This window comes from Dysgonomonas sp. HDW5B (genome assembly GCF_011299335.1).
Classification (GTDB): Bacteria; Bacteroidota; Bacteroidia; order Bacteroidales; family Dysgonomonadaceae; genus Dysgonomonas_A.
Genome location: NZ_CP049858.1, coordinates 4,294,970 through 4,317,848 on the forward strand (window position 1 = coordinate 4,294,970; position 22,879 = coordinate 4,317,848).

19 protein-coding genes and 1 riboswitch are annotated in these 22,879 nt (G+C 35.0%); of the genes, 2 read left to right on the forward strand and 17 right to left on the reverse strand.

Annotated elements, in window-relative coordinates; genetic code table 11:
- Nucleotides 1-112 precede the first annotated feature (112 nt).
- The gene (locus G7051_RS17700) at nucleotides 113-1,285 is read right to left on the reverse strand and encodes a lactonase family protein (RefSeq protein WP_166202439.1); all 1,173 of its coding nucleotides are present in this window, start codon (nucleotides 1,283-1,285) and stop codon (nucleotides 113-115) included.
- Nucleotides 1,286-1,601: 316 nt separating this feature from the next.
- On the opposite strand from G7051_RS17700, the gene G7051_RS17705 reads away from it, so the two are divergent.
- Entirely contained in the window at nucleotides 1,602-1,862 is a 261-nt protein-coding gene (locus tag G7051_RS17705) for a type B 50S ribosomal protein L31 (protein ID WP_166117460.1), read from the forward strand.
- 78 nt (nucleotides 1,863-1,940) lie between these two features.
- On the opposite strand, the gene G7051_RS17710 is transcribed toward G7051_RS17705, so the two are convergent.
- From G7051_RS17710 to G7051_RS17775, 14 genes are all read right to left on the reverse strand, one after another.
- A complete protein-coding gene (locus G7051_RS17710; RefSeq protein ID WP_166202441.1) occupies nucleotides 1,941-2,354 on the reverse strand; it encodes an energy transducer TonB in 414 nt (137 codons plus the stop codon).
- Nucleotides 2,355-2,419: 65 nt separating this feature from the next.
- Nucleotides 2,420-3,421, reverse strand: coding sequence for an ABC transporter ATP-binding protein (locus tag G7051_RS17715; RefSeq protein ID WP_166202443.1), 1,002 nt, complete (start codon nucleotides 3,419-3,421; stop codon nucleotides 2,420-2,422).
- A gap of 21 nt (nucleotides 3,422-3,442) precedes the next feature.
- A complete protein-coding gene (locus tag G7051_RS17720) occupies nucleotides 3,443-4,480 on the reverse strand; it encodes an iron ABC transporter permease (protein ID WP_166202445.1) in 1,038 nt (345 codons plus the stop codon).
- Between the two features lie 67 nt (nucleotides 4,481-4,547).
- Nucleotides 4,548-5,684 (reverse strand): ABC transporter substrate-binding protein, encoded by a 1,137-nt coding sequence (locus tag G7051_RS17725; RefSeq protein ID WP_166202447.1) that lies wholly within the window; start codon nucleotides 5,682-5,684, stop codon nucleotides 4,548-4,550.
- Nucleotides 5,685-5,739: 55 nt separating this feature from the next.
- The gene (locus tag G7051_RS17730; RefSeq protein ID WP_166202449.1) at nucleotides 5,740-6,831 is read right to left on the reverse strand and encodes a YncE family protein; all 1,092 of its coding nucleotides are present in this window, start codon (nucleotides 6,829-6,831) and stop codon (nucleotides 5,740-5,742) included.
- Between the two features lie 51 nt (nucleotides 6,832-6,882).
- Entirely contained in the window at nucleotides 6,883-7,977 is a 1,095-nt protein-coding gene (locus G7051_RS17735) for a YncE family protein (RefSeq protein ID WP_166202451.1), read from the reverse strand.
- Nucleotides 7,978-7,997: 20 nt separating this feature from the next.
- Nucleotides 7,998-9,992, reverse strand: coding sequence for a TonB-dependent siderophore receptor (locus tag G7051_RS17740; protein ID WP_166202453.1), 1,995 nt, complete (start codon nucleotides 9,990-9,992; stop codon nucleotides 7,998-8,000).
- 130 nt (nucleotides 9,993-10,122) lie between these two features.
- Nucleotides 10,123-10,280: riboswitch (cobalamin riboswitch) on the reverse strand.
- Between the two features lie 133 nt (nucleotides 10,281-10,413).
- A complete protein-coding gene (locus tag G7051_RS17745) occupies nucleotides 10,414-11,910 on the reverse strand; it encodes an MBOAT family protein (protein WP_370523005.1) in 1,497 nt (498 codons plus the stop codon).
- Nucleotides 11,911-11,915: 5 nt separating this feature from the next.
- The gene (locus G7051_RS17750) at nucleotides 11,916-13,388 is read right to left on the reverse strand and encodes a LysM peptidoglycan-binding domain-containing protein (RefSeq protein ID WP_166202457.1); all 1,473 of its coding nucleotides are present in this window, start codon (nucleotides 13,386-13,388) and stop codon (nucleotides 11,916-11,918) included.
- Nucleotides 13,378-14,796 (reverse strand): hypothetical protein, encoded by a 1,419-nt coding sequence (locus G7051_RS17755; protein WP_255493279.1) that lies wholly within the window; start codon nucleotides 14,794-14,796, stop codon nucleotides 13,378-13,380. Before G7051_RS17755 ends, G7051_RS17750 begins: the two co-directional genes overlap by 11 nt.
- A gap of 316 nt (nucleotides 14,797-15,112) precedes the next feature.
- Nucleotides 15,113-16,528, reverse strand: a complete 1,416-nt coding sequence (locus G7051_RS17760; RefSeq protein WP_166202461.1) for an OmpP1/FadL family transporter — start codon at nucleotides 16,526-16,528, stop codon at nucleotides 15,113-15,115.
- 115 nt (nucleotides 16,529-16,643) lie between these two features.
- Entirely contained in the window at nucleotides 16,644-18,581 is a 1,938-nt protein-coding gene (locus tag G7051_RS17765) for an NAD(+) synthase (RefSeq protein ID WP_166202891.1), read from the reverse strand.
- A gap of 436 nt (nucleotides 18,582-19,017) precedes the next feature.
- Nucleotides 19,018-19,653, reverse strand: coding sequence for a peroxiredoxin (locus G7051_RS17770; protein WP_166202463.1), 636 nt, complete (start codon nucleotides 19,651-19,653; stop codon nucleotides 19,018-19,020).
- A 126-nt stretch (nucleotides 19,654-19,779) separates the two neighbouring features.
- On the reverse strand, nucleotides 19,780-20,532 hold the full coding sequence (locus G7051_RS17775) for an endonuclease/exonuclease/phosphatase family protein (RefSeq protein ID WP_166202465.1): 753 nt from the start codon (nucleotides 20,530-20,532) through the stop codon (nucleotides 19,780-19,782).
- A gap of 154 nt (nucleotides 20,533-20,686) precedes the next feature.
- On the opposite strand from G7051_RS17775, the gene G7051_RS17780 reads away from it, so the two are divergent.
- On the forward strand, nucleotides 20,687-21,097 hold the full coding sequence (locus G7051_RS17780) for an iron chaperone (RefSeq protein WP_255493281.1): 411 nt from the start codon (nucleotides 20,687-20,689) through the stop codon (nucleotides 21,095-21,097).
- On the opposite strand, the gene G7051_RS17785 is transcribed toward G7051_RS17780, so the two are convergent.
- Nucleotides 21,094-21,732: a trimeric intracellular cation channel family protein gene (locus G7051_RS17785; RefSeq protein WP_166117475.1), complete on the reverse strand. Its 639-nt coding sequence runs from the start codon at nucleotides 21,730-21,732 to the stop codon at nucleotides 21,094-21,096. The two genes, G7051_RS17780 and G7051_RS17785, sit on opposite strands and share 4 nt — an antisense overlap.
- Nucleotides 21,733-21,764: 32 nt before the next feature.
- On the reverse strand, nucleotides 21,765-22,844 hold the full coding sequence (gene mnmA / locus G7051_RS17790) for a tRNA 2-thiouridine(34) synthase MnmA (RefSeq protein WP_166202467.1): 1,080 nt from the start codon (nucleotides 22,842-22,844) through the stop codon (nucleotides 21,765-21,767).
- Between the last annotated feature and the right edge of the window lie 35 nt (nucleotides 22,845-22,879).

Below are 22,879 nucleotides of genomic sequence, written 5' to 3' on the forward strand. Positions count from 1 at the left end.
AATATAATATCACATTGCATCTGAAATATTCCTCTAAATATCTAAATGGGTTAATGTAAATAGGAAGAGTCATACAACTCTTCCTATTTATAACATTATTTATACTGATTGATTATTGTACTGAGGCAAATTTCACGCAAACAGGCATATCTAAGGTTATATCATGCTCTGTATTCTCCAATAGCCCTGTACTCTCATTAATTTTAAAAACTTGAATTACATCACTATCACGACAAGCAACCAACAATAATTTACCATTGGGAGTTATTGCAAAATTACGAGGATGAATACCTGTTGATTGATACCCTATTTTAGTCAGTTTTCCATCTGCCTCGTTTATTGAGAATATGGCTAAGCCGTCACCTTTCAATCGATTAGAGGCATACAAGAACTTACCATTAGGGGTAATTCCGATATCTCCACTTCCTTTTGCGTTCAATGTATCAGCCTTGATGGTTTGAATTTCACTTAAGTTTCCATCATTATAACTGAAAGAAATAACATCGCCTGAAAGTTCTGTAATTAAATACGCATATTTATTATTAGGGTGAAATTTGAGATGACGAGGCCCTGATCCAGCTTTTATATTAAATGCAGCAGGTGTACCCACCGATAAATACTTACCACTTGTTTCATTTACATTAAACTTATGAATCTTATCCGTACCCAAATCATCTGCAAACAAATACTTTCCATCAGGAGTAAATTGTACACAGTGAATATGAGATTGTTTTTGACGTTCAGAATCAATTCCTTTTCCTGAAAAACTAATCACCTCGGAAGCAGGCTCCAATCCACCCTTTTCATTCACCGAAAAATAAGTAAGACTACCTCCTAAATAATTAGCCGTAATAACGTGTTTCCCATTTGCATCAATACTTATATAACAAGGAGCACCTCCACCTGTCAACTGCTTATTGATGAAAGATAATTTTCCGTCCTTCTTGTCAAAAGAAAAAGCATTGGCTGCAGATGTTTCAATACCATCATCTTCTGTTACTGAATAAACAAACTTTTCCGATTGATCCAACACTAAATAAGAAGGGTTATCCACATTTATTTCACTCACATATTTAGATGTACCCGTAACAGTATCTAACTTATAAACATAAATACCTTTACTTTCTCCCGAAGTATAGGTGCCTACCAGCATATACATTTCAGTATTACTCTTTTCAATTTGATCCATAGACTGATTATCAGCATTAGCATTGTTTGTATTTTTATTTGCACATCCTATAACAAGACAAGCAAAAGAGAATATAGCTACAACTTTTTTTAGCATAGTTTTTTGTATTTATTTAATTATTAAAGGCTATAAACCTTTCTATTATTGGGGCTAATATATTATAATTTCCTACTTATCTTTTTTTACTGACAACATCATATTGAATAGTTATCATAAATTAAAAAGAGAAAACAGAAGGTGAACAACCTTAAATCAGAGCTCTAAAAATAGAATAAACAAATTTAATCAATAAAAATTCGAGTCCAAGTCCTTTTTAGTAAGAAAATTCGATAGCGAATATTTTTTTATTATTCAAAAAAGCCTATCTTTGCAGACCGAAAAGAGAATAATTAAAAAAATAATAATATAAGCAATGAAAAAAGGTATTCATCCAGAAAACTACCGTCCAGTTGTTTTCAAAGATATGTCAAACGATGAAATTATAATTTCTCGTTCAACAATCAATGCAAGAGAAACTATTGAAGTAGACGGTGTTACTTATCCTCTAATCAAATTAGAGATCACTAGTTCGTCTCACCCATTCTACACAGGAAAACAAAAACTTGTGGATACTGCAGGACGTGTTGATAAGTTCATGAATCGTTACGCAAAACGCACACAAGTTAAAAAGTAATTTTACTTGTAGATAATGATACATTAAGGCATTCCGAATTTCGGGGTGCTTTTTTATTTTATCTGAAGTAGATATGAATTAGCGAGTCTGTTTAAACTTGAAAGGAAGTGTCCAATAACTTGCAATTTTTGCACCATTGTAACTTTCTGCAGGTATCCATTTAGGCATTAATTTCACAACGCGAATAGCTTCAGCATCTATACTGTCATGTAAAGAGCGTAAAACTCGTATATTCGATATTTCTCCTGTTTTCTCAACTGTAAATCCAAGAACTACACGTCCTTCTAGAGGCTTATCGCTTACGACTTCGGGCCATGTTATATTTTCTTCAAGAAACTTTAGCAGAGCTAAGTCTCCCTCCGGATATTGAGCCATACGTTCATTGAAATCACAAATAAAAAATTCTGAAGAATCTCCTCCCTGGGTATTATCTTGTGCCCCCAAAGCCATACAAACAAATAACAAGATAGATGGTAAAGAAAGCTTTTTCATAAAGATTTGTATTTAAGTCTATTTATAGAGAAAAATAAACTCAAGATTCCACAAGAACTACCCTACTATTTTAACCAGAAATCTAATGCTTCAAAAGAGGAAAGAGTTTCCTCTTGATTATTTTGAGTAACTACTATCTGAGTTCGCGTTAGTAATTTTATAGAAAATTCACATGAAAGAGTATCTGTCAGAGAATAGCCTTTTCGTAACAAAAAATTCTTTGTCCAATAATACAATTCACCTTCTGCTTCTAAATATATCTGCTTTTTGATAATATTTTCGGAGACAAAGCGTCCTGTTTCTCTATCAAATACAATTGATTCATTACCAATATATTCATTAATAGCATCTGAAAGAACGATATCTTCTGTAACCCCACATTTCAAGCCTTTGTCTCTGGCCAATAACCATAAACGATCTGCTAATGTAAGGGCCAACTCGATATCATGGGTGGACAATAAAATCGTTTTGTTTTGTGTAGAGGCTATAAGATGCAATAAATTCATTATCTCAATACGATTAACAATATCCAGAAAAGCCGTTGGTTCATCCAGAATTATAATCGGACATTCTTGTGCCAGAGCCTTTGCAATCATCACTTTTTGGCGTTCACCATCTGACAATTCCGAAACATACGAATCTTTTTTATGTAGAATGCAAACATCATACATTGCCTTCTCCACAATTCGATGATCTTCTTTTGTTAATCGACCAAAGAATCCAGTATAAGGATATCGCCCTAGACCAACAAGTTCGGAAACGGTTAATCCTCCAACAACTGTTTTATCGGTTAATACCAATCCTAAAAGCATTGATAGTTCTTGTTCCGAATATTTATGTATACTTCTTTTCTGTAATAATATATCTCCTCTCAGTGATAATTGAAGTCCTGTAAGCGTACGTAATAAGGTAGATTTGCCTGCACCATTAGAACCTAACAGACAAGTCAACTCTCCGGCATATAGCTTAAAAGACATATCTTCATACAATACCGAAGTATTCCTATTACGGGACTTAGGATATCCAATACTCAGATTCTGAGCTGATATAATAGGTTCTTTGTTCATTCCTCTTAATGATACTACTTTTTAGTTGAAGTATTGAATTTTCTTTTGGTTGACAATTACATAGATAATCACGGGGGCTCCAAAAATAGGCGTAATTGCATTCAAAGGAATCAATCCGGCCGATCCGGGAATAACACTGATCAGGTTGCATAATAAGGCCATAAATGTACCCAAAAGTATAGTCATGGGCAATAAAAACTTATGATTAGAAGTTCCCAGCATAAGACGTGCAATATGAGGGACAGCCAGCCCTATAAAAGAGATAGGACCGCAATAGGCTGTGGTAACAGCGGTTAATATACCTGCACAAACTAACAATAGAAAACGTATTCTCTTAATATTCACTCCTAAATTAGCAGCATACCTCTCTCCTAATAACAATGCGTTTAGAGGTTTTACTAATAAAATCGACAATACTAATCCGATTGAAACCGTTATGCAGTAAAAGGGCAACTGAGCCATGGACACACCCGAAAAATCGCCCATACCCCAAATCATATATGAAAAGACTTGTTCGCTCGTACTCCAATATTTTAATAAAGAAATAACCGAAGAAGTAAGATAACCAACCATAATACCTATGATCAGCAGCATTATATTATTCTTTATAATAGAGGCAAAACCGATAATGATAAGAAGAATCAATCCGGCACCAACAAAAGCTCCGGCAACAACGGTCATAGAAGCAGACAAGCTAAACCCCACAGTATTGCCTACTATACCACCAAACAATAGTATCACTATAGCAACCCCCAGTCCTGCACCCGCACTAATACCTAAGATTCCGGCATCAGCTAATGGATTACGAAAGGCTGTCTGCAACAATAAACCCGAAACAGCTATTCCTCCCCCTGTAAATAAAGCTGTAATAGTCTGAGGTAAACGTACTTCGAGAACAATATGCTCCCATGATTTTTTCACAACTTCACCACCTGTCAAAATATCAAGAATAACTTGAAATGGTATCTTAACTGATCCGACAAACAAATTTGCAAAAAACAGAATAATAATCCCTATCAACAGAGGAACAATATATTTAGCAAGGTGATTCGTTTTCAAATTTAAATATCTAAAGTCTCAGACTTATTTATTACTTATTTATAATCAAAGATAATAATAAACATCTTTATTCTTCCATCTTACTATAATAGCGAGGAATATAATCAGGAAAAAGGTCAGGGTGAAAAATATATGCAAAATCCTCTAATATATAGTCGGGATGTATAGGAAGGTCTTCATAATACGATTTTTTTCCGGCATTACAACCATAAATATTCCGATTTTTAAAAGCAGAGAAATAAGAATATGGCTTATATTCTTTCTCCAGTGAAGTATATGTCAAATCATGAGGCTGATTATATTTTATCAACCAATACTGTGCATCTCCTGCCTTGTCCAATACCTGCTCAAAAGCCAATGGCGTAGAGGCTACTTTATCATCATCCGACCAAATGTAAGTCGCACCTGCGTCACTTAACATTCTGGAAATAAAACTACCTCCACCGGATGTATACCAAACATTTCCATACATAAGGTCTATGAATACGGAAGGCTTGTCTTTGACCGACACCAGTTTATCCTTGATTGCATTATAATTGCTTACTGTATTATTAAATAATGAATCAACTTGTGATTCTTTGTCAAAGAATAAAGAATAAAACCGAATCCATTCAGCACGCCCAAGAGGTAGAGGCTCCATATAATCCGGAGTTTCTATGACGGGTATTCCGGCTTTATCTATACTACCGTAAGTACGCCCTTGTATAGGTGTAGCAAAAATAGCTTCGGGATCAACGTCTACAATCTTTTCGATAACAGGATTAGCTGCCTGTCCTAAATCGGCTATTGTACCCTTCTTTATTCCGTCCTGAATATAATCTATATCAATATACCGAGGTTCGCAAACCCCTTTCACAGTATTAAGAACTCCTATTTCATTTAAGGTCGCACAGTGAATAGTTGAATAAGCTACCACACTACTTAATGGTGTTCTAATAACCGTACCTTGAGGCAAGTTTGAAGGTAGAGCCTTGTTTTTATCTACGAGAATATATCGCTGTAAGATTCGGGTAGAGTCCCAAGGATCAACAACTGTTACTTCCTTATACTCAGCATACTTTTTGACTGTAAATCCTTTGGCATATTCTACTGTATAAACTGTATCAACAGCATTATTTACAGACTCAACAGATGCTTTGTTACCGTTACCGGAACAAGAGACCAATAAGACCGAAACAAATAATAAAATTATAGAATGTCTCATATGTATATATATATCAAAAGGAGTTGCATGACAACTCCTTTTGGTTACAATTATATTATTTATTTACAAACCAGATACCTATAGGATAAGCTGCTCCGGTATCAAATTTAGATTTCAATTTTCCTTCCGATGAGAATATATACCCATCCCCATTATTTGTTCCATTAGCTGCTAAAATATAAACATCGCCTGTTGCAGGCTCAGATTTCATAAAGCTAATATCTTTTATTACAGTTGCATCGGTAATAAAGCTTTGCTCTACCACTTTTTTATTTACGATGTCATAATATGTAAACGAAGACGATGGATTATAATTAGCATCATACTCTTTTTTCAACATATATAGTTTATCACCTTCTGGAAATACCGAATACGAACGTCCTTCATCTAATTTAGTTACAGCATCTGTACTGGTGTTTATTTGTTGAAGTGTATTGGGCACATCTCCATAATTACCTCTAGAGACTAAATATAAATTATTATATTTATCAACTTTAAGTTCACACGGATTTACGGCAACTGTAATATCTTTCTTCGATGACAACTCTGCATCTACAATAGAAACTCTATTATCATAACCATTTTTATAATTCATTCCTCCCGAATTGGCTACATATAACTTATTATTAACAGCTTTTACCGCCTCAGGATTAAGCCCAACTGCTATGCGTTTATCAATAGCTAATGTTGTAGTATCAATACGAGCTAAATAACCATCAAATAAAGTCACATACACCTTTCCTTTATAGCTTTCAAGAGCACGAGGTTGTAGTTTTTCCAAAGGACTTGCTGCGTCATTTTTTATTGTAGATAGTATTTTATTATTGCTATCCAAAACATAGATCAAACCAGAACCATACACCGCAACATATGTCTTGCTACCATATATAATTATATCTTGACCTGTATCTCCCAGCCCTATACCATTGGCGGATTCAAATACATTTGAAACTTTTTTCGAACCAAAATCATAATAGGTTAATGCTCCATAATTTCCGCCATATTTTCCGGCATTAAGGATATAAGCACCATTAAACTCTACAACAGGAATATCCGGATCATTGTTATCATCATCACTACAAGAAGAAAAACCGATTAGAGTGGCTCCGAATAGGAGCATACTCCACAATAAATTCTTTTTTATCATTTTATGTTTGATTTTAAAGTACAATTATAATTGTTAAATAAATTTTCTAAATTATTTCTTTATAAAAGAGATACCCATAGGATATGATCCTCCTGTATCAAATTTGTTTTGTAATTTGCCTGCTGAAGAGAATACATACACATCTCCATTATTCTTTTTATTGGCAGCTAATACATATATATCACCCGATGCAGGCTCAAATTCAATTCCCGATATATCCGATATTACAGTACCATCTGTTATAAAATTTTCTTCTACAACTTTTTTCTCTGTAATATTATAGCAACTTACGGTTGATACCGGAATACTGTTTACATATACTTTATTCACCAAATACAACTTATCGCCATAAGGAAACATCAAAAATGAGTGCCCTTCTTCCAATACGGTAACTTTATCTGTTGTAGTATTTATTTGTTGCAATTTATTAGGTACAGCCGTTTCATCTGTTTTATAATTACCTCTTGAAATCAGGTATAAATTATTGTATTTATCCATTTTAAACTCCTGAGGATTCATACCCACTTCTATTTCCTTTGATGAAGTTAACTCAGGATCTACTACTGAAACAGTATTATTATAGCCGTTTTTAGAATTCATACCTCCTGAATTTGCTACATAAATTTTATTATTAGCAGCTTTTACACTCTCCGGATTAGGTCCTACAGCAATCTTCTTGTCGATCTTCATAGTTGTGGTATCAATTCGGGCTAAATATCCTTCATAAAGACTCACATATACTTTTCCATTATATGCTTCGAATTCGCGTGGCTGGATCTTATCTGCCGTCTCACTTTGTATAGTACTTAATATTTTACAATTCTTATCCAAGACATAAATAATCCCGGAGTTATAAACTGCAACATATATTTTATTGCCATACACAATCATACTTTCGCCGGTATCGCCCAGACCTATTCCATTTACCGATTCAAAAATGCCGGTTCTAACTTGTTTCGAATCTAAATCATAATATGTAATGCTTGCTGCATTGTTTCCTTTTCCTCCACTATTTATAACATATGCTCCATTAGGAACTAACTGAGGAGGAGTTATATTATCATTCTTATCATCATCGCTACATGATGAGAAAATAAATAAAACTGTAGAAACTAACGTACTAAAAAAAAGTATTCTTGATTTCATTTTTGTTTAATTCTTTAATCTTAAAAATTCATTCTTACTAATATCCTATAAGAACGGCCGGGCATAGGATAATCTTTTATTATATAATATGTTTTATTTGCTAAATTGGCAATATCTCCTTGTATACGAAACTTATATCTTCCCTGTTGGAATGTCCTGTTTAATGTAATGGTATGGTCAACATAACCTTCAATGCGGTTTCTTTCGATATTCTGTGGCTCTGCATATGTTTTCCCACTTGCAATAAATGAATATCCGAAATTAACCCAAGGGTTTTCGAGAGTCAACGATCCCGCACCTGAATGTTCGGGAGTATACTGTATCTGATCTCTATAATTCTTATCCTCCGGATCGGTTATATCTATTGCCTTCTGATAGGTATAGCTGCCTGATGCCTGAAGATTTAATTTATTATTAATCTCAAAATGAGTATTTACATTAAGATCAAGTCCTGTAATTTTCACTTTTCCTAGATTAACGACCTTCGATTCAAACATAGCTGGATAAATCACTATCTTATCTTTTACATTATTGCGATAAACATCTGCCGCTATACTGAAATAATTGAAGAATTCTGAGAATGAATTTGACCAGGTTAATCCTAAATTATATTGCTGAGTTTTTTCGGGGCGCAGACTCGTATTACCCATTCGATGGTAATAAAGGTCATTAAACGAAGGAACTCTAAATATATCTTTATAAGAAGCTCTCACTCTAAGACCTGTAGAGTTAAATGGTCGGTAAGATAAGCTGAGAGAAGGAGACAATCTCTTCCTATTGTCAGGCTTACTCCCCACAACCACATTCTCGCTCATATAAGTTCCTAATAAATTGGCAATAACCGTTAGATTCCTATCATCATACTTTGCAGATAAAGAAGTTAGCGAAGTCGATCTGTTAGGTTCCGCAAAACCCGAGAAATTAGCAGTCAATGTATTATAACTATAATCTTGAGCAAAAGAAAAAGAGATTGTTTTATCCAGATTATATAGTAATGTACTTGTAAGATATAATTCGTCTTGTTTATATATATCCTCTAATATACCATCGGGATATTTTGCGTCCTTATCGATATAACGTGTATACGCATGTCCGTACTTACCTTGTATCTGCCAATTAAACTTATCATTAATATAGTTGATATATTTTGCCTGAGTGAAGAAGTTTCGATCCCACAAACGCTGATTACTATTATTGTAATACAATATAATGGCTCCCGGCAATCCTCTTTCCGAATCAAAATAATATGCTTTTACAGATAGTTTTTGTGATTTGGTTAACTCTCCAAAGATATTCAGCTCAGTACGTTTAATATCGACATCGGTATTTTGTCTTTTTTCCCTTATTACTTCATCTACATTTTTTCTTTCATAGCTATACTTGCCATCTGCCCTTTGCCAACTGCCATCGAGAGAAAAAGAAAATTTCTTATTCAATTTATATGCATAGTATAAATAAGGATTAAATTGCCCCCATGATCCGGCAACCAATTGTGTGTGGAATGAATATCTTTTATCCGTAAAAGAGGGTTCTCTGGTAGTAATACTTAATACTCCGACAGAAGCCGAAGCCTTGGCTGTCCTGAAAATATCATCGGATTGCCCCACTGTCAATGATAACATTGCAATATTATCCAATGAAAATCTTCCGATATCAACTTGTCCTGATTGTGTATTGCTTACAATGATTCCATCATATAAAACTGCAGTATGTTCAGAACCAATACCTCTAATAGCGACTGTTTTCATACCTCCAATACCTCCAAAATCTTTTACGACAACTCCCGAGAAACGACGCACAGCGTCCGAAACAGATAGTACTCCGGTTTTGTCTATATCTGATTCCGATAAGGTTTGGATTAGGTTGGTCGAAAGAGAAGCTGATGGTTTAATCTGTGCAGTTACAACTACTTCATCAATCTGATGTGTTTGTACAGAATCTTTACTCTGAGCATTTATTCCTAAGAAAAAAAGCTGAAAGACAGAAAAAACAACCAGAAAATAAGAGTAATTCATATACAGAAAGCAAATAAACCAATAATAGATTTAGCTTCCGGATAAAATATGATGAAGAAATTACGATGGAAATATTCTAAAGAAGAATGAATCGACAGTTTTTGATCTTCAGCTCTATTTCTCGAAAGCTGTTTAGTATCTGTCGTCTTGCAGGTTTTCTGACTTACATTTTTTTATTGCTAAATAAAATGCTTACAGTAGCGAGTCTGTTCAGGTTTTTCACCTGATTGCCCTTATTGAATCCTGTTATTAATACTAATTACAGGAACAAAACAACGTTGCAAAGATATGTTATAAAGATTAATCTCGACACACAAGAATGTTAAATATTTATTATTTTATATAAGCTGCAAACCTTGTGTACTTGTATTATCAGTCACTTTTTTAATATACTTACTTGAATAACAAAGAGTATACGACCTTAAAATTGGAAATAGATAAAGGGTTGTGTACCGCTTGAAGCAGTTGCATACACCAACCAAAATACTCCTCCTACGATAATAGCTCTTCCGATGTATGGAAGTTTCAAAAAGCACATTTCGACCATATCACTTAAGCGTTTAGGTGTAAAGTGTAATATAAAACCTGCAAAAATCAGGATGAACACATTCCTGTATGCTTGAATTACTGTCAACCATGCTTCGGGATTATATTCAAGCCTCGTAATATTTTCGATAACTGTTCTTGCTACCCCGAAATCTGCTGCCCTAAAGAAAATCCAACAAAAAGCAACGAAGTGAAATGTTAGTAATCCACAAAATAAATTGACCAGAATATTTTTTTCAGGAAGCTTTACAAACTGTCTGAAAAGACGTTCTACAGCTAAAGCTCCACCATGTAATGCACCCCAAGCAATATACTTCCAAGCTGCACCGTGCCAAAGTCCTCCGATAAGCATTGTCAGAAAAAGATTGATATAGGTGCGGAATTTCCCTTTGCGGTTCCCACCTAATGGAATATATAAATAATCTCTCAACCACCTTGATAGTGTAATATGCCACCGACGCCAGAATTCTGTCACAGAAAGCGATTTATAAGGTGTTCGGAAATTCTCAGGAAGCTTAAATCCCATTAATAATGCTATACCAATAGCCATATCCGAGTAACCCGAAAAATCGCAATATATTTGCAGAGTATATCCATAAGCAGCCATTAAGGTTTCAAATGGGGTATAACTCAGGGGACTATCAAAAATACGATCGACAAAATTCAATGAAATATAATCGGAGATTACTGATTTTTTTATGAGTCCTGTGATTATAAGAAACAAAGCTAATCCGGCCTCTTTCTTCGATAAGCTTATCTCTCGATACATTTGAGGTAAAAACTCTTTTGCCCTCACAATGGGACCTGCGACCAATTGAGGGAAGAAAGAGAGATAGAAAGCAAAGTCCAGCACATTCTTTGCCGGCTTTAATTCCCTTCTATACAAATCAATTGAATAACTTATTGCCTGAAAGGTAAAGAAAGATATCCCTACAGGAAGAATAATATGCTGTAATTGAAAGTTCCCGTGAAATAAATCATTCAAATTATCGATAAAGAAGTTGGTATACTTGTAATACGCCAACACCAGCAAGTTGAGAACGACCGTTATTGTGAGAATTGATTTTCGGATACTTTTCTTCGGAGACAGGTCCATCACCTCTGACAAAATATAATTAATCAGGGCTGATAATATCAACAGTATAAAATATACTCCACCTGCTTTATAATAAAAGAATATAGAGAACAAAAAGACATACACGGTTCGAAAATGTGCATACTTCTTTGTTAAGATATATACCAAATAAAAGATCAGAAAAAATCCAAGAAACAAACTGGTGCTAAATAAAAGCGGATTGCTTGGGTCATACTCAAACCACGATCGTATTTGATCGCTCGAAAGAGAAAAAAAAGATTCTAAATAAGTTAACACAGTTTTCAATTTGTCCTACTTTTTACATAATTATCATAAGCAGCCAAGAAGTCAGCAGCAAAAAGCTGTCCCTGCTTTTCGTATCCCTCTCTGGTATAATGCACTTTATCTTTCGCCATCAATGGCTCAAATTCTTTTTCGAGCGGAGCCTTGGCTCCTCCCAATTTAGTCAACAGATCCCATATAACACAATCCTTTAATTGCTTTAACGCCTCTCCGTACCCCTCTACAAAAGTATTAGGTGTTCTTCTCTTGAATAACGAAGGAGGGGGTGTCATTAATAAGATCACCATTTTAGGATTATTTTTTCTTACCTTATCTATAAACATTTGTATCTGTGAAATATAGTAAGGAGTTGTCCATTTATTAAAAGCCTCATTCGTTCCAAGTGAAATAACAAGTAAATCGGTTGATAATGCAGGAAACTGATCAAAAAACATAGGATATTTGTTGTAATCTGAAACCTTTGTTCCATTTACACCTATGCTATGATAAATAATTCCGGGTTTATCATTTTCTAATATTATACCGCTCAAATTATATTCAGATTCCTTTTTTCCGGGAAGAATAGTTAACTGATTAGATGAAACCGGCAATATAAATTCCGATTCGTACATTTTCTCTTTTGAAAGAATAGTATTCAACAAAATCTCTTTCTTCGGTTCTTCTTTCACCTCTTTAGGAATAGCAGCAACTTTTGTCTCCGGTTTTTCCTTTGATGGGATTTTCAAATCCATCCCTACCCTTATGGTATTTGACGATAAATTATTTAAGTCTTTTACTTTTTCTATGGGAACATTGTAAAACTGTGAAATTCTGTATAATGTTTCTTTGCTCTCAACCTTATGAATTATATAATTGGGCTTTTCATTTTCGATTTTATCGTTATCCTTCTTGGCTGTTGATGGAGGTGAAGTAACCTCACTCACGTTAGCTGTTACACTTTGGTAATCGGTGTCAGGTAAACTAATCTTAAATGAAGAATTCTTAGTCGGATAAAGCAACTTTACCTTATTAAAGGTATACAAAGGGTTTGCATCTATATTAACTTTAAAATCGGGACTACTTGTATAAAGTCCTATTCCACTTAAACCGACACATACATCCGTCACCGGATAAATATTACGACGACTTTCCCATATCGTGTTGGAGGTATATTTAATATAGCTGGTACCGTTGGTTTTAGCTAAACTATAAGGAAAAGTAAAACCATATCCTCCATTTCCAAATTTAGCTTGGAGAAGTTGACGTATTACATTGGTAAACATATCGGCCTGCACATGCGAATCGCCTATATGAACAATATTCACTTTACTTATCTTATTCTTCTCTAACTGATATAATTTCTCAAATACAGGAGCCAGCAATTTAACATTCTTAAAATCACTATTTACACCGTCTTTTGCATCTTTGGAAAATATGCTTGAAGACACTGTACAAAAAATAAATAAGAAGAATATTGCTTTTTTATAAATCATCCGATTGTGTGGAATTTTTAGGTCGAGCCGAGATTCGCCCCGACTCTCTTAATTTTTTATATTCAAAATAGCCTTTATCTAATTCACCATAGATAAGACCTCCGATTTTTTTTGCTCCTTTTTGATTAAAGTGAGTATAATCTTTATTAGCTAAAGACGGATTTTCTTGTACCCATTTTACCATGGAACCATAACCACCCATTAAGGTATATAAATTTATAAAGCCGGAATGAGTACCCTCTGCATATAATTTCTGATGCTTAACTAATGGCTCTACCGCCTTATCTGTCTGCATCTCCATATTCGTTTTTACAGCCCTGTCACCTGTCGAGATAATCAGGATACTGGCATTAGGAAAACATTGTTGCAAATGATTTACAACTCCCGACATTTTAGATTCATACCAACTATAATCTGTAGTGCCATATCCTAATACATTTGTGCCATATTGCAAAACTATAAGATCATAGTTTAAGACCTTATCAAGTGCATTCATAAGATCTTTATTAAACAAAGAAAGGGGTAAACCGGAGTTGCCACGCAATGAGAAATTATCGACATGCACACCTGATCCATCATCAAAGTTGATACCATAGAAAGGAATAGAATCAGCTTTTTCGAAAGTAGCCTTTAACGTTTTAGTTGAAGGTGATAATTTCAAGGTATTCAAAAGCTTGGAAGTAATCAATTCGTAGCGTACCGTAGAATCTTTACTAAAAGAAATATTTACTGAAGCATTATGATTTGAAGAGCTACCATAAAACAAGGTTGGATTATATAATAACGTTGCATTAGCCACGTCATTCGCTGTATATTTTAACCAGGTCTGACTTCCACGCGGTACAAACGAAACCTGTCCGTCAACGCCAAATGCTCGCTTAGGCTTCTTTACATTCAGAAAAGACTGGGTCTCCCAATTTTTGGAAAATTGATGTGTTACAGAATATCTGGCTGAAGCAGAAAGAGAAGTTATTCCTACAAATCCGACTCCTTTACCTCCATATTGATTTTGATAGGCACTGCGAATATCCTGAACAATCAAATCGCCGTCATTCATCGAATCGCCAAAGTAAGCTATGCGAACTTTGCCTTTTCCTGAAGTTTCGAGATCATACAGTTTTTCGTAAAAATTCACTAAGTTACCAATGCCTTCACTATTATCTGATGTTTCTATCTTAACTCTGTTAATTAACGTGTCACTTACTAAAGAATCACCCTCTGATATCGATAACGAATCGGCAGACATAGCATCCAATGCCAGGCTATCAATAACTATCCCCGGAATTGCAGCAGTACTTTCGGGAAATAGTCTGCCCGGCAAAACCTGCTTAAGTCCCCAAAATACGCCTATAGCAATAACAATTGTCAGAAACGACTTAAAAAAATAATTATTAGCTTTTTGCTCCATACCCATATATAAAGGTCACAGACCTATTTATTACTTTGATAAACATTGAAATAATCTGATAATAAATAGTTGAAAGTACTTAATTCATTCACAACAAATTAAGAGTCCAATACGTCAATTATACCGTGTGTTTAAAAATGCGATGCAAAGCTAGTTACTTTATTCAAATTTCGGATATAGTATACAACAAAAAAACTGCCTCTCGGCAGTTTTTTATAATACAATTTTCGTCATTTGTATATTAGGAAGGTAAAGTTTATTTCCTGACTTTATATAAGACTAATTATTAACAATTAGCTATAAAAGTTATGCAACCTTAGAATGAAAAATCAACTCCTGCACCAAATACTTTATTTGTTCGGGAGAATATATCTTTAGATATAACTGCCGGCGGTACCGGTGAATTTTTTGTATAGTCTGAATAAGTTGTCCAGAAATATCCAACATTGATTCGTACTGAAGGAGAAATATTTACAGCACCCCCTAAACCGATAGAATATGAATTACATGAAAAACTTAAATCTTTTTGGAAAATATCGCCAACGCCATATCTTGTAATCTGTCCTCCGGCACTAACCAAAAACATTTTGTCTATTTGGTATTCCAAACCTGCCAGATACTCATTGGTTGAACCTGCATCCTTTTGCTTATCGCTATCCATTTTAGCATGTGAATCAAAAAAACGATGATAACCAACACTTGCTAACAGCTTATCAGTAAATTTATAAGAAGCACCGATAGTTAACAAAGCAGGAATATCATGTGCAGTATTAACACCATCCGAGAACATACCTGTATCGTCTCTCTTTGTATTATTTTCAACATCCAAAGAAGTCTTAAACTCATACTTAACACCAATGTTCAGTTTATCGTGATTGAAGTTAAATCCTAAGATAGGAGCAACTCCCCAGCCGCTTTGCTTACTGTCAAGCATTGCCCCTTCATCGCTGGAAGCCTTTGCCATTAAAAGTATCTGTTGTTGCTTTACCGGATCGGCTGCAGCACCAACAGCAATTTGATTTAAAAGTTGATCTGCATACACCATATTCTGAGAATACTCAGAACCAACAGGAGTCAAATTTAATTTTAAACCTCTCAAATATCCTTCATATGAGTTTCTTACAACATTCAACCTGAAACCTGCATAAGCAGAAAACATATCATTGATTTTATATGTTCCTCCCAATTGACCTCCAATAATCATATTAGAGCCTCTCATATATTGATCTACCTGATATCTATTAGCTGTAAGTTTTGTAATCCCTTGAGTTTGTTGAACCAAAGCAGCACTACTACCAGCTAAAGCTTCAAATGAAGGTAACCCATCATTGAAAGTAGCTTTTCCGCCACCGCCGGATATAGCTATAGATCCTGACAATACCCATTTGCCCTTTTTATAAGCACCCTGTAAACTTGGAATAATAGGTACGGAAGCTTTACCTTCAAATGTTTTGGTATCTAAGCCTCCATTCATTTTGAATATAGGAGAAGTTGACGTTATAGTTCGTGTTTGAAATGCACTTTGGTTGTTAAATGAAAAATGGAATCCATCTGTAAGCTTTATTAAACCTGCCGGATTAGTATAAACCGCATCAATTTCGGTAGAAGCATCACGAGCGGGGTTTCTGAGAAAATGAACGCTTTGATTGGTATTGGTAAGTATTCCTCCTGCAAATAGTGCAGAGGTAGACATGCAAAGAGCAGCAATAGCTACTAATTTTGATTTATTCATGAATTCTATTAATAAAGTGAAATTGGGCAGCAAATGTATTAATATTAATTTTAGTTTCAAAAGAAACTAAAACAATTTAATTAGCTGATACACAACATTAATATTGCATACACAACTATTGCAGTGCGTCCAATTGTTTCAACCATAGAGCAGCAGAGGCATCACTTGCCATACGCCAATCACCACGTGGAGAAAGGTTTATCGAGCCCACTTTAGGCCCATCGGGAATACATGAACGCTTGAACTGTTGTGAAAAGAATCTTCGGTAAAAAACTTTTAACCAGTTAAGTATTTCTTCTTTCTGGTAATCGTCCTTAAATGCATACTGAGCCAAAAAGTATATTTTCAAAGGTTCATAACCAAAACGAAGCATATTATATAAGAAAAAATCATGCAAAATATATGGGCCTACAGTATCTTCGGTAATTTGTACAATCTCGCCATCTTTCCCGGCAGGTAATAATTCCGGACTTACAGGAGTATCCAAAATATCCAGAAGGATGTGTTCTGAGGCTATATCCAACTGTGTATCGGAAATCCAGCGAACAAGAGTTTTTACCAATGTTTTGGGAATACCTGTATTGACAGCATACATAGACATATGATCGCCATTATAAGTACACCACCCTAAAGCTAATTCGGACAAGTCTCCTGTTCCTATAACAAGCCCGTTTACTTTATTGGCATAATCCATCAATATTTGGGTTCTCTCACGAGCTTGAGAGTTTTCATAAGTTATATCATGAATAGTTTCATCGTGGTCTATATCCTTGAAATGTTGAATAACCGCATCACGTATAGATATTTCTTTGATTGTCACACCCAATGATTTCATCAAATCTAAAGCATTATTATACGTACGGTCGGTAGTTCCAAAACCAGGCATGGTAATACCATATATATTCTTTCGCGAAATATTCAGTTTATCGAAAGCTTTCACCATCACCAGTAAAGCAAGTGTAGAATCTAAGCCTCCCGATACACCTACTACTACAGTTTGGCAATTGGTATGCAATAAACGCTTAGCTAACCCGCCTACTTGTATAGCGAAAATTTCAGAACATCTTTCATCCAAATTCAAAGGAGATGGTACAAATGGTGTCTTGTTTATTAATCGTGTTAACCTAAAGTCGGCATCAACTTTAGATGTTCCAACCTTAACTGTCCGATATCTAACCTGATCGAGGTTCTTATATTCTGAAACTGAAAACGATTTATTTTTTAAGCGATCGTTTCTTAAGCGATCAACATCAATTTCTGTAACACAAAGTTCACTATCAAAAGAAAAACGTTTGCCTTCTGCTATAATTTCTCCATTTTCGGCAATCAGACTACTTCCACCAAAAACAATATCAGTAGTTGATTCGCCATTTCCGGCAGCGGCATATACATAGCCTGCAATACATCGGGCAGATTGTTGACTTACCAACGATTTCCGATAAGAATGTTTACCGATGGTCTCGTTACTTGCCGACAGATTGAAAATAACCTCAGCTCCATACAACGAATGTATACTTGATGGAGGGAGAGGAGTCCAAAGGTCTTCACATATTTCGATAGCAAAATTGAAGTCGGGAGTCTGAAAAATAAGGTCTGTACCAACAGGGACATCTTGAGCACATAATTCAATAGTATCACTTGTCAATTCTCGGGGAGAAGAAAACCAGCGTTTATCGTAAAACTCATTATAGTTTGGTAAAAAAGTCTTAGGAACAACACCTAGTATCTTTCCATAATTAACAGCGACTCCTACATTATACAATTTATTACTGATTGCAAGAGGCATACCCACTATTATGATTATCGACGACTGTTCACTAGCCAGACGTATTCTTTCTAAAGAATACAATGTTTCGTCTAATAATGCACGCTGATGTAATAAATCCTGAGCTGTATACGAGGTTATACAGGTTTCGGGAAACACAATAGCCGAAACTCCTTGGTTTTCGGCATCAGCTACTACTTTCAATATTTCGTCTGTATTAAAAGCGCAATCTGCAACCTTCAACCGAGGCGAAGCCGCTGCCACTCGTACATACCCATAATTATTCATCATTGCCAACTTAGTTTTATACAAAATTACGAAACAAAATTCAAATCAACGCCTATTGCATTTATTAAACACAAAGGTGACACTTCTATTCTAAACATTCACTCAGCCTAACTTACTATCTTATAACAAATAATCAATTCAGAAAGGTCGAAATCCCATCAAATGTATTCATAAAGTTACACAGAAAGGTGACAAATTTCTTTATTTGATACACTTTTGTCCATTTATTAAACCTCTGTTATTCAATAAATAAAATCTAAAAAAGTTACAAAGGTGACAAAAGTGACACTTTTTTGAAGGATATTTTTTTGTCACCTATATACTCTAAAGTTCTCTTATTATTCATAGATAAACCTATCCCTAAAAAAGTAAGCCGCAACAATTAACTTGTTACGGCTTACTTCATATGCAAATATTACAAATAAAACTGAACTTATTAGTGGCTATGCGATAAGTAATCTGAAATACCTTCTTGAGTAGCTTTCAAACCTTTTTTTCCTTTTTTCCAGTTTGCAGGACATACTTCGCCATACTCTTCTGTAAATTGAAGTGCATCTACCAAACGAAGAGTTTCTTCAATACTACGTCCCAAAGGCATATCATTTACAACCTGATGACGTACAACGCCTTCTTTGTCGATCAAGAAAAGACCACGGTAAGCTTGTGGAGCACCTACAAATACTTCTTCACCTTCGTCATTATAATCAGTATCACCAGCCAATACATCATAGTTTTTAGAAACCATCAATGTCTGGTCTGAAATAATAGGATACTTCACACCTTGGATACCACCTTGGTTTTGTGGTGTTTGAAGCCATTTCCAATGAGAGAAAGCTGAGTCAGTTGAAGCACCTACTACAGCTACATTACGAGATTCGAATTCTGCAATTTGATCCTGAAATGCGATCAATTCAGTTGGGCATACAAATGTAAAATCTGCCGGATAGAAGAAAAATACTACATATTTTTTTCCTATAAATTGGTCTAATGAAAAGTTTTCTACAATTTCATTACCGTTAACAACTGCACTTACATTAAATACAGGAGCTTTTTTTCCTACTAATACTGCCATGATTCTTTAAGTAATTTAGTTTTGTTTTTCTTATTACAAAGAAACAAATTCTGACCCAACAAATCAAATAGATATTCGCTATATACTCATAGGTAGAACCAATCGGAATCCATTGTCCAGAGCCGGTTAGCGAGATAATTTCACATCCAACAATACAGGTCTGTGATCTGATGCTTCAGGCTCATTTACCAGAAAACTATTTTGAAATAATACATACTTATAACTGCGTCTATCTATAGCAATATAATCTAAACACTCTTCGGGTTTATCTGCCGGATATGTTTTTTCGGGAGGTGTCAAAATCTTGAAATCTTTACTCAGAAGTTTCATTACATCAGAATCCGGATGTGCATTAAAATCACCTGCAATAAATACAGGTTTCTTTATTTTCGCCAATTCCTGCTGAATAATACCGATTGAAGTCAACTGATCTTCGGAAGTAAGAGAAAAATGTACAACCAGAAAAACAAATTTGTCAAACTCTGCAATAAGCAGAACACGGGCTTCTTCTCTTCCCGGCAATGGCAAATAATGAACATGCAAAGGTTTTTCATTTGACAATACCCCTATCCCATATTTTCCTCCATCATAATGTATAGCCGGAGCATAAAAGTAATGCATTCCTGTTAATTCACTCAGTTCACCTAACACAAAACGTTTACTACTCCGGTTAGTAACACTATCTATTTCCTGAATGGCTACAATATCCGGATGAAATCGATTGATAACATCAGCCGTTCGCTTATAATCAGGTTTCATATCCATTCCCATCCCATTCCGTATATTATAAGTCATAATACGCAGATCGTTTTGAGAATCGGCTTCAACTGAAATGAAAAATAAAAGAGCAGTTAATACAAAAATTAGTTGAGTTTTCATATTGTTAATAAATTAGATATAAGGTGATAATAAAGAGTATTGATATCTAATGATATTTCGAATTACATATTATACACTAGACAAATATACAATTCAAAGTGAAACATTTCGTGATTCATTGCGTTATAAATAAATACTTTAATTTCAGACAATCATGAAATCAAAAACAGACATGCCCAAACCTACAACAGTTGATGAATACATTGCTGTAGCAATTCCTGAAGTAAAGGAATACTTAGAACGACTAAGAAGTTCTATCAAACAAGCCGCACCACAAGCCGAAGAAGTCATTAGTTACGACATGCCGGCTTATAAACAAAATGGTATGGTAGTTTACTTTGGTGGCTTTACAAAACATGTCAGCCTATTTCCTGGTGCAGAAGCAATAGAAGTATTTAAAAACGAATTAACAGATTATAAAACCTCTAAAGGAACGATCCGTTTCTCTATCGATAAACCACTTCCAATTGCATTAATAAAGAAAATAGTAAAATTTAGGATAGCTGAAAATTTAGCAAAACAACAGAAGAAACAAGCATCTAAATCACCAACAAATAAAAGCTAATCATCCCCTTTAAGAATGGGCAGCCTCCAATGAAATTTAGTTGCCAAAATACGTATAACAAATACAAATATCGCTGTAGATACCTGAACTATAGGCATGCTTACTCCCCAATAATTCAACAAGCAAAATAAGAGTCCCCCCATTATACAGGCTACTGCATACAGTTCCTGAGTAAAAATAATGGGTATTTCATTGATCAGAATATCTCGAATAATTCCTCCGACTACCCCCGTAATAGTTGCCATTATTACAATTACCCAGGGAGCATATCCCAGAGCCAGTGTTTTTTCGGCACCTACGACAACAAATAATCCCAGTCCAATACTATCGAACCAAAAAAATGTATTATTCAGCCTTACCAAAATTTTGCGATATACAATTACACAAAACAAAGCCAATACCGTACACCAAAGATATACACTCGAAAGCATCCAGAAAGGGGTAATACCCAAAAGAAGATCCCTTAAAGTCCCCCCTCCTATTGCCGTAACCAGTCCTACAACCAAGGCTCCAAACCAATCGAATCTCTTAGCCGAAGCCAAGCGGATACCACTTATAGCAAAAGCAAATGTTCCTAAGAACTCAATGATATCAACAAATTGAATATTATTCCAAAAATCAGTAATCTGATTCATATGCCAAACATTAAGCAATAAATGGTACTACCTTAATCAGCCTGCTCATCGGCTATTACGCCACTCCCCAAGCATAACTTCGATTCTTTATCATATACAACACCAAACTGTCCGGCAGCAATACCTTGTATCTTCTCATCTGATTGAATACGATATATATCACCTATTTTTTCAATAGTTCCTGTTGTAAATTCAGGTGTATGACGTACTTTAAAAGTAATGTCTTTTTTACCATCAAAATCGCCCCAAATGTCTTCGGTTATAAATGAGAAACCTCCCAAATTTACAGTCTTTCCGTATTGTGTCTCAGGATCATACCCATTAGAGACATATATTATATTTCGTTTTACGTCTTTTTTGATCACAAACCAAGGTCCTCCGCCTAAGCCTAAACCTTTTCGTTGCCCTATGGTATGGAACCAATACCCATTATGACGACCTAAAACTTTTCCTGTCTCAAGTTCTACAATTTTACCCGGACGTTCGCCCAAGTATCTGCCGATAAAGTCATTGTAGTTGACCTTACCCAGAAAACAAATTCCCTGACTATCTTTTCTTAAAGCCGATGGTAATCCTTGCTCGGCTGCAATAGCTCGAACTTCACTTTTCAACAAATTACCTATTGGAAACATGAGTTTTGATGCTTGCAGATAATCTATTTGTCCCAAGAAATAAGTTTGATCTTTCACATGATCCTTTGCTGTGGAAAGCCATGTTTTACCATTCAATTCGGTAGTAGTGGCATAATGACCTGTAGCTATTTTATCGAACTCATGTCCCCATTTTTGTTCGAAACAGCCAAACTTAATCATCTTATTACACATAATATCAGGATTAGGTGTCAAGCCTCTTTTTACAGCTTCGATGGTATAACTCACCACATTTTCCCAATACTCTTCATGGAGAGATACAACCTCCATTTTACAACCATATTTTTTAGCAATATAAGTTGTTATTTCAATATCCTCTTCGGCAGGACAGTCGATATAACCGTCTTTATCCTCCATACCAATACGTATATAAAAAATGGTAGGATCGTAACCTTGTTCTTTCAATTGGTGAACAACTACCGAACTATCAACGCCTCCCGATACAAGAGCTGCTATTTTCATTTTCTAAAAGCGACCTCCTTTGGTCATTATTTCTT